The sequence below is a fragment of the Myroides albus genome, assembly GCF_009711045.1.
Taxonomy (GTDB): domain Bacteria; phylum Bacteroidota; class Bacteroidia; order Flavobacteriales; family Flavobacteriaceae; genus Flavobacterium; species Flavobacterium album_A.
The window spans coordinates 1-373 of sequence record NZ_WMJX01000139.1; the positions used below are offsets into that span (position 1 = coordinate 1).

At 33.8% G+C, this 373-nt stretch carries 1 pseudogene; it reads left to right on the top strand.

The annotated features are described in order from the left end of the window. Positions 1–373, top strand: a pseudogene (locus GJV76_RS15840) (hypothetical protein); the annotation flags it as partial.

The window sequence follows — 373 nt, forward strand, 5'->3', positions numbered from 1 at the left end:
GGAACAGCTGACAAATCACTGTCTTTTAATGTATACACTAACACAGGATATGAAGTATTCAACTTGCGTACAGATGAACAAATTGCCAGTAAAACGGATATTACGCTATCTTCTGACTTAGTACTTAAAAAAACTACTAAAAAACAAGAAAGTGATTCAAACATTGGAGTTAATGACTATGTTGGAGTAAAAATAAACGCTAATAATTGGATTAAAATCACACTTGATATCTCTGATGTAGATTACAACAAATCTAAAACAGGTTCAGTATTTGGATTCAAAGTTGGTAGCAAAGCTGCTTATAACCTACTTGTTTCTTCTATTGTGTTTGACGATGCTAAACCTACAACTCCTGTGGATCCGGTAGATCCAG